General features: G+C 65.7%; 8 protein-coding genes. 5 read left to right on the plus strand and 3 right to left on the minus strand.

Going from position 1 to position 6,903, the window contains the following annotated elements; genetic code table 11:
- Positions 1–196: 196 nt before the first annotated feature.
- On the minus strand, positions 197–1,018 hold the full coding sequence (locus tag GTK09_RS18445; RefSeq protein ID WP_163464905.1) for a 3-deoxy-manno-octulosonate cytidylyltransferase: 822 nt from the start codon (positions 1,016–1,018) through the stop codon (positions 197–199).
- Between the two features lie 95 nt (positions 1,019–1,113).
- Positions 1,114–1,803 carry a glycosyltransferase family protein gene (locus GTK09_RS18450; protein ID WP_163464906.1) on the minus strand — a complete coding sequence of 230 codons (690 nt, stop codon included), beginning with the start codon at positions 1,801–1,803 and terminating at the stop codon, positions 1,114–1,116.
- A 325-nt stretch (positions 1,804–2,128) separates the two neighbouring features.
- Here GTK09_RS18450 and GTK09_RS18455 point away from each other — a divergent pair, with 325 nt between their 5' ends.
- From GTK09_RS18455 to GTK09_RS18475, 5 genes are all read left to right on the plus strand, one after another.
- Entirely contained in the window at positions 2,129–3,076 is a 948-nt protein-coding gene (locus GTK09_RS18455) for a hypothetical protein (protein ID WP_163464907.1), read from the plus strand.
- A 40-nt stretch (positions 3,077–3,116) separates the two neighbouring features.
- Positions 3,117–3,794: a hypothetical protein gene (locus GTK09_RS18460; protein WP_163464908.1), complete on the plus strand. Its 678-nt coding sequence runs from the start codon at positions 3,117–3,119 to the stop codon at positions 3,792–3,794.
- An 11-nt stretch (positions 3,795–3,805) separates the two neighbouring features.
- On the plus strand, positions 3,806–4,786 hold the full coding sequence (locus GTK09_RS18465; RefSeq protein ID WP_163464909.1) for a mitochondrial fission ELM1 family protein: 981 nt from the start codon (positions 3,806–3,808) through the stop codon (positions 4,784–4,786).
- A gap of 64 nt (positions 4,787–4,850) precedes the next feature.
- Positions 4,851–5,537: a hypothetical protein gene (locus tag GTK09_RS18470; protein ID WP_163464910.1), complete on the plus strand. Its 687-nt coding sequence runs from the start codon at positions 4,851–4,853 to the stop codon at positions 5,535–5,537.
- A gap of 71 nt (positions 5,538–5,608) precedes the next feature.
- Positions 5,609–6,550: a mitochondrial fission ELM1 family protein gene (locus GTK09_RS18475; RefSeq protein WP_163464911.1), complete on the plus strand. Its 942-nt coding sequence runs from the start codon at positions 5,609–5,611 to the stop codon at positions 6,548–6,550.
- A gap of 226 nt (positions 6,551–6,776) precedes the next feature.
- Here the strand turns inward: GTK09_RS18475 and GTK09_RS18480 are convergent.
- Positions 6,777–6,903: EF-Tu C-terminal domain-related protein (locus tag GTK09_RS18480; protein WP_446685272.1), on the minus strand; the 127-nt coding region annotated here is incomplete at its 5' end.

A 6,903-nucleotide genomic window follows, 5' to 3' on the forward strand; every position in this document is an offset into this window, starting at 1 on the left:
CTCCAGTCCCTCCCGCGGCGCGACCCCGCTCCCGGACGATCCGAACCGGGCCGCTCGACCAGGGGGCACAAGCGCGGCCGGGCGTTGGATAGTTACGCCCACGCGTGCGGCCGCGAGCCTGACGTTTGTGTGATGGAGCGTCCGGGGGCCGGTCAGACAGATACCATGTGCGCCAGCTCGGCGAGGAAACGGGCGGTTATTTGCCGGCCTCGGCGAGCCTTTGCTTGCGCGTCTTCGGCTTCAGGCGGCGGAACAACCCGTCCAGACCAGTCAACGGCTTGACGATCGAATAGAGCCGATCCACGGCGCGGTTCGTCCCCTCCTGCCGGGCGGCCAGAACTTCCGTCGCCACCAGCGCCACGTCCCGCGGGTCGATGTCCGGAAAGCGCCGGGCAATCGCGTCGAGCGGCGCCGGCGTCCTGCCGCCGATCATCTCGATGCGGCCGGAGCGCGCCATCAACCGAAGGACGATCTGCTCGAAGGTCCAGTCGTGATCGTGGAACAGCTTCCAGCGTTCCGAACGCTCGGCGGAAAAGCCGGCGAGAACGATCTTGCGGTCGGGGGAGGCTTCCGACAGCCAGACCGCCAGGGCAAAGCCGGTGGTCGGTGCGTAGTCCTGAGGATAAAATCCGGCGAAGGCCTCGCAAAGATCGATGTGGCCGACCGACCGCTGGCCGAACTGCCGGGCTTCGCTGAGGCGCTCGAACGGCCGGGCCCTGAGGTTGAGAATGCCGTGGAAGCCCGGCTCCCGGAAGAAGCCGCACACCGTCTCGACCTCGCGGCGGTAGACGATGTTCGCGCCGGCGCTGGAAGAGCGGGCGACGAGCAGGCTTTCCCCCTCGAAGGGCGCCGAGAGAACCTTGTAGACCTTGTTGAAGAAGACGAAGAGCGTGCCGGCGCCGTGACGCCGACGCAGCTCCGCGACATCCGCCGCCTCGCTGTTGGCGACGAAGACGATGGTCTCGAAGCGCGAGAAGAACGCGGCCCAGCCGTCCGGATCGTTCGGCAGATCAGTCATGCTTCACCCAAAGCGAACCGGCCGCGCGGAGCGCGCGGCCGGTGGATCCTTGTCATCGATAGCTGCCGCACTTCAAGGCCGCGGCATTCTCGGTGCTAGGCCCGCTGCTGGACGAAGAGCGTACGCTCCCGGGCGGCGAACCATTCGTCGGCATAGTCGCAGCTCTCATATTCGGTGAAATACGGGCCGCCGTCGGTGAAGTGAACGTTCTTGGCGTTCTCGTTGTACTCGTATTCGTTGACCAGCCAGTTCCACTCGGTCGGCAACTCGCCGATCAGATCGTCGTTCTCCAGCCACTTGAACTGATGCAGCTGCAGTCCGGTCGCCGAGTTGACGTAGTCCGGCGTCAATGCCCGGCACTTGGCATTGTTGAACAGGATGACGCTCGACCAGTTCTTCTTTTCGTATTTCGTCTGGACCTGGCCGAGGAACTTCGTCTCGACCTTCGGCACGTAGTCGTGCTTGACGCACATCGCCGCGTATCGATCGTCCCGCAGCTTCCACAGTTCGGCGATGTCGGTGCGGAGCATCATGTCGCAGTCCATGAACAGGCTCCAGCCCTCGAAGTTCGACAGCGCCGGCACGAGGAAGCGGGAAAAGGAAAACTCGGTGGTCTGCAGGTTGTTGCGCTCGCGAGTGAAGACACCCTCGAGGTTCTTTAGAACGATTGGAGAAAACGCGACCGGCATCGAAGACTTTTCGAGGATGCTCTGCGCAAGCACATGGTAGGCGACCACCTCCTTGGTGTCGAAGCCGATGAAGACGCGGGCGGTATCGATGGACATTGAGGCTTTCCCTTTCCGTTTGTGCCTGCTCTAGCAAGAAGCGCGCGCCACTTGAAGCCCGCCTTAGCAAACGGCATCGGGCCAAAAGCGACGTCGTCGTGGCAGCACGTGACGAATGGTTTCTTCCGCGACCGGGACGTTGTCCTTGCGCAGGATCAAACCGCCCGCCGATCGTCGCTTCGTTGGCCCATGGCTGCGAAGCGGCGAGTAAAGCGAGCGGGCGACAAACCGACTTGCGGGACGCCGATCGACCATGCGACACGCGGTCGACCAAATTCTCCGCGGACAATGCGGCGCGCGAGGACAGGCAAAGGATCGAGGCTGGATGGAAACGGAGAAGTCGGACCGCCCGGCAAGCGTCGACATCATCGCGAAGAAACGCCATTCGCTGTTCTGGCGTTACCGGATCAGGCGCCGGGTGCGAAGAGCGCTGCGCGATCCCGACTGGGCCTTGCGGCGCGCCGAAGCGTTCCGCCGCGACGTCGGGGGCGATCTGCCGAAGCCCTCGAGCCAAGGCATCGTTCTCGCCGCCTGCGACGATCTCTACTATCACAGCTTCGCGCCGACGCTGGTGCGCTCCATCGAGCGCCATGGCGTGACACAGCCGGTTCATCTGCATCTGTGCGCGCCGCGCCCCGAGACGCTCGCCGACGTCGCCGAGTTGTCGCGCTCGTTGCGCCATGTCGCACTGAGCTGGACCTGGGACAGCGGCGCCCTCGCAGAGGGCCTGCCCTATCGCAGCATCTATCTGGCGTCGGCCCGATTTCTGATCGCCCCGTTGATTCTCGAATCGACCGGCACTGCGGTATTGTGCGTCGACGTCGACGCCATCGCCAACAAGCCGATCTGGGAGCACTACGCACCGGTTCGCGCCGCGGCCGACATCGTGGTGATTCAGCGGCGGGACGAGACGAGCGACAGCCGTAGGGTCAGGGCGGGAGCGTTCGGCATGAATCCGACCCCAAAGGGGCGGCGGTTCGCCGCTGCCCTGATCGGATCCCTCGCCGCGACCATGCCGCTCAAGCCACGTTATCATCTGGATCAGATCGTCATCTACTATCTGATGCGCGAGTTCGAACGGGTCGGCTCCCTCGCCGCCGCCGACATGCCGCCAGAACTTTCCGACTTCGGCTTCGAGCCCGAGACGGTGATCTGGATGGCAAAGGGATGGAAGATGAAAAGCTCCAGCCTCTTCAAGGACGCGCAGAGCAACGTCGAAGCATCGTTCCAGCCCGGCGGCGACGCACAAGCCGGCCCCGCTCCAAAGAAATGATGGCAGTTGCAGCATGAACCGCCCCGAACGCCCGACCGCCATGACCGTACCATCCCCGAACGACACTCCGCTCGAGGCCTTTCGCCTGCAGCATCTGCGCTGGCTGAACAAGCTCGGCCTGGTCGACCGCCCCTGGCTGATCCTCGGTTCGGCTCCGAGCCCGACGATCCCGGAGACGATTTTCGAGACACATGCGCGGGTCGACATCAACAATGCCGGCCGCACCGCCCAGGCGATGGGATACGGCCGGGCGGACCTCACCGTGCGGGCGAAGAAGAAGTCGTGGGAAGAGCACCGCCACACCGATACTCGGCTGCTCCTGTGGATCCACACCGTCCCGGCGCTGGTGTTGCCACTGCTGCTCATTGACAAGCCCTACGACCACATCGGCAAGGTTCGGCCGCTGCGCCGGCGCGACCGCGAGCGGGTCGTGCTCGAAGTCAGCGGCATCGCGCTCGACAAGATCGGCGACCTCGGCAAGGTCACCAACGGCGTCGCGATGGCCTGCTACGGCCTGTTGCTCGGTGTGCCCGAGATCGTCCTTTCCGGCATCTCGCTTTCCAAGATGGGCCACTCCTACGACGAACTCGGCCGCCGCCGTCGCCAGGTCGACGAAGATCGCGCCGTCCTCACGGCCCTAGCCAGGGAGCCGCGACTCGCCACCACCGAGCCGGACCTCGCGGCCGAGTCTGGGATACGTCTATGGACCGCCCCCTGATGGATGAAACCATGACACCCCGTGCCGACATTCGGGTCTGGACGGTCAGCGAAACCAAGGCCGGTACGCTGACCCAGTGCCTCGGGGTCGCGGATTTCCTCCATCCGAACCCGTATGTCGTCACGGTGCGAAAGCCCTTCGCCTGGTGGAAGCCGCAAGCCTATCTGCGTGACCTGCTCGTCGGCCGCCAGCCGGACCTGATCGTTTCCTGCGGTGGCATCGCCCAGTCACATACGCTGGCGATCGCTGGTCTGTGCCGGCGCCGCCCGCTGACCGTCCATCTCGCCGGGCTGAAGCCGGAATACGAGGATCGCTACGATCTCGCCTTCGTCTCGCGCCACGACTGGACGCCAGAACGGGAAGCCAAGCCGCACATCCATCCGATGATCGGCGTTCCCCACCGCGTCCACCCGGACGAGATGGAAGCGCGGCGAGAGAAGGCGAGAGCGCGCTTCGCTCCCGGCGGCGGACGCATCGCCACCGTTCTCGTGGGCGGGCCGAACAAGGCCTATCTCTATGACGAACCGACCATCGGACGGCTGGTCGAGACGATCAGAGAACTTGCCGGCGACGGCTGGACGGTGCTCGTCTCGACGTCGCGGCGTTCGCCCCCAGCGCTGCAGGAGCGGCTCTTTGCGATCGGGGACGAGCGAATCGTCATCTGGGACCGGCAGGGCGAGAACCCCTTCCGGGACTATCTCGCCGCCGCCGACGCGCTGCTCGTGACCAAGGATTCGGTGACGATGACCTGCGAGGCGCTGGCAACGGGCCGCCCCGTCTACGGCTTCGATCTCGCCCATCGCCCACACGGTCCGTATCTCGAAAAGTTCGAGCGCTTCCACGCCGACATGTCACAGACGCTCGGCCTGACGCGGCGGTTCGAGGGCGCGCTCGAGCCATACGACTATTCGCCCCCGAACGAGTCGCGACGCGTCGCCGCGATGGTTTCGGCCCGTCTCGAGGCCGGGCGGCGTGTGGTTTCGCCGGCATGACGCTGCAACTCCCGAGGTGTCGAGCGAGCCGGCGGCCGCTTTCCACATGATGACGAAGGCCCACATGAACGACGAGGTGAAAATGGACACGGCGAGGGACCGGGACCTTCATGCCCGCCTCCTTAAGCTGCAGTCCGCCTGGCTGAAGGAGCGCGGCCTGCTCGACCGCCCGTGGTTCATCCTCGGAGCAGCGCCCGAACCAGCTCTTCCCGAGAGGCTCCCGCCGAACACGGCTCACATCCACGTAAAATATTCCGGCCATTCCGCCCGCCGCCACGGCCTGCCGGCGGGGGATCTCACCTTCCTGACCCACAAGGCGACGCCCGGCCACCTCAAGGGCCTCGAAATCCGCAACGTCCTGCGGCTGCGTCGCAGACTGCCCCGCCTGGCCGCCATGGCCCGCTGGTTCGGCGTAGCGGGTTCAAGCGAGGCGACGATCACACATACCGAACGGGACCGGCTCGTCCTGCAGACCCTCGGATCGCTGTTCGCCTCGGGCGGAGGCGACAAGCGGCCCTCGAACGGCGTCGTCCTGATATCCTACGCCATCGCCGTCGGGATACCCCAGATCATCGTCGCCGGACTTTCGGTCGACCGGGACGGCCACGACTACAACCCGAACGCCAAGCCCCGTCGGCACAAGGAAGAGGACAAGGCCGCCTTGCGCGAAATCGCCAGGCTCGCACCTCAGGTCGTCACGACCGAGGCGGATCTCGCCGAGGCGACCGGCCTTGCACTCTACAGGCCTTGACCCGCAGCCGAGCTGGCTCGGAGGATGCCCGCCGTCCGGCCCTTGCAGCAGTCATCGAGGAGACTTCGCCCATGCGCGCCTGGACGGTCTGTGATCCCAAGGCCGGAACGCTCACCCAGAGTCTCGGCGTCGCGCGTCAGTTCGACCCGGAGCCGCATCGCGTTCTGCTGAAGGGATGGCTGCCGAAGTGGCGGCGCGGGCTTTTCTCGCCCTATCGGCGCCTGCCGGAACCGCAGCCAGATCTGATCGTCTCCTGCGGCAGCATCGCGCCGCGCCATGTCCTGGCGATTGCCGAGCGTTGCCGCAAACGCCCGTTTCTCGTCCATCTGCAGCCCGCCGACGAGGAAACCTCGAAGCGTTACGACCTGATCTTCGCGGGACGCCACGACATGCGGGCGATCGAGAATCCGCCTTCGAACTATCATGCCATGCTCGGCGCGCCGCACCAGCTTTCGGCTGAAGCGCTGGAAGAACTCCGGCCCGCCGCCCGAGCCCGCTGGGCGCCGGCGGGTGGCCCCGTCGTGACCGTCCTGGTCGGCGGGCCGACGAAGGCCTACGCTTACGACGAGCCCACGATCGCCGGACTGATCGCGGCAATCCGGGCATTTGCTGGGGAAGGCCGAACCGTTCTGGTCTCGCCGTCCCGCAGAACGCCGCCAGAACTGAGAGACTGGCTGTTGAGTGCGCGCAGCGACAAGATCGCCGTGTGGGATCAGGCCGGCGAGAATCCCTACAGGGAATTCGTCGCGGCAGCGGACGCTTTCCTCATCACCAAGGATTCGGTGACGATGCCGAGTGAAGCCGCGACGACGGGCCGACCGGTCTTCGTCTTCGACCTTGCCAAGACGCAAAGCGACAAGCTCGACGAGTTCGAATGGTTTCACCGCGATCTCAGCGAGACGCTGGGGCTGACGAGGCAGTTCGAGGGGCGCATCTACGACTACGCCTACGAGGCGCCGGACGAATCGCGGCGGATCGCCGGGATCATTCGGGAGAAGATGCGCCTGGATTGATGCGTTGGGCCGAGAGGGGCTGCGGTTCGTCGGCGGCGCTGAGGAGGTTCGAGAGTTTCCTGTGCCGCCGGAGCCCGGGGCGCGCCCCTCTGTGTCGGCACCTCCCCCCTCGCATCGTCGCTCAGCGCACGGCACCGCCGGCGCACGAACGGGCCCGCAAGGGGCCCGTTCGCATTCGTCCGTTCAGTCCCGCTGGTGCCTGACGGCACCAACGCTCAATCATCGACTACTCGACGATCGCCGCGACGATGCCGGCGCCGACGGTGCGGCCGCCTTCGCGGATGGCGAAGCGCAGGCGCTCTTCCATGGCGATCGGCACGATCAGCGTGACGTCCATGGTCACGTTGTCGCCC

The organism is Jiella pacifica, from assembly GCF_010500815.1.
Classification (GTDB): domain Bacteria; phylum Pseudomonadota; class Alphaproteobacteria; order Rhizobiales; family Rhizobiaceae; genus Jiella; species Jiella pacifica.

Coding starts and splice junctions, on each gene's coding strand:
- GTK09_RS18445 (WP_163464905.1), bottom strand. CDS start 1,018: ATGACTGATCTGCCGAACGATCCGGACGGCTGGGCCGCGTTCTTCTCG.
- GTK09_RS18450 (WP_163464906.1), bottom strand. CDS start 1,803: ATGTCCATCGATACCGCCCGCGTCTTCATCGGCTTCGACACCAAGGAG.
- GTK09_RS18455 (WP_163464907.1), top strand. CDS start 2,129: ATGGAAACGGAGAAGTCGGACCGCCCGGCAAGCGTCGACATCATCGCG.
- GTK09_RS18460 (WP_163464908.1), top strand. CDS start 3,117: ATGACCGTACCATCCCCGAACGACACTCCGCTCGAGGCCTTTCGCCTG.
- GTK09_RS18465 (WP_163464909.1), top strand. CDS start 3,806: ATGACACCCCGTGCCGACATTCGGGTCTGGACGGTCAGCGAAACCAAG.
- GTK09_RS18470 (WP_163464910.1), top strand. CDS start 4,851: ATGAACGACGAGGTGAAAATGGACACGGCGAGGGACCGGGACCTTCAT.
- GTK09_RS18475 (WP_163464911.1), top strand. CDS start 5,609: ATGCGCGCCTGGACGGTCTGTGATCCCAAGGCCGGAACGCTCACCCAG.